The sequence below is a fragment of the Pseudomonas sp. 2995-1 genome (assembly GCF_002742505.1).
Lineage (GTDB): Bacteria > Pseudomonadota > Gammaproteobacteria > Pseudomonadales > Pseudomonadaceae > Aquipseudomonas > Aquipseudomonas sivasensis.
This window is the reverse complement of the sequence record NZ_LJSA01000361.1, coordinates 1-318: the sequence shown is the minus strand read 5'-3', so window position 1 is coordinate 318 and position 318 is coordinate 1. Positions and strand designations below refer to the sequence as shown.

General features: G+C 36.2%; 1 protein-coding gene. It reads left to right on the top strand.

Features of this window, described 5'->3' with window-relative positions:
* On the top strand, window positions 1-188 hold a 188-nt coding region (locus AOA61_RS16690), incomplete at its 5' end, for a ketopantoate reductase C-terminal domain-containing protein (protein ID WP_218197354.1).
* Window positions 189-318 lie beyond the last annotated feature (130 nt).

Below are 318 nucleotides of genomic sequence, written 5' to 3'. Positions count from 1 at the left end.
AATTAATACAACGCACGAGCAAGAATGAATCATCCATGTATAGGGACGTGGAAATGGGAAGGGCTACTGAAATTGAATCTATTACTGGATATGTGTTAAAGCTTGGCCAACAGAAAAGGATCTCTATGCCGATTACAAATTTTATTCATCAATCTATTTTAGGTTTTGAAGGGAGGAGTTACCCATGAGTGAAGTATTTGTTTTCATTGCAGCGACGTTAGTTACTGTTCCACTCCTTGGTCTTTATATCGTCTATTTAATTGCCGTTAAAACAACACATAATAAGTTGTTTTCATTAAAACTAGCTGTGGATTGCAC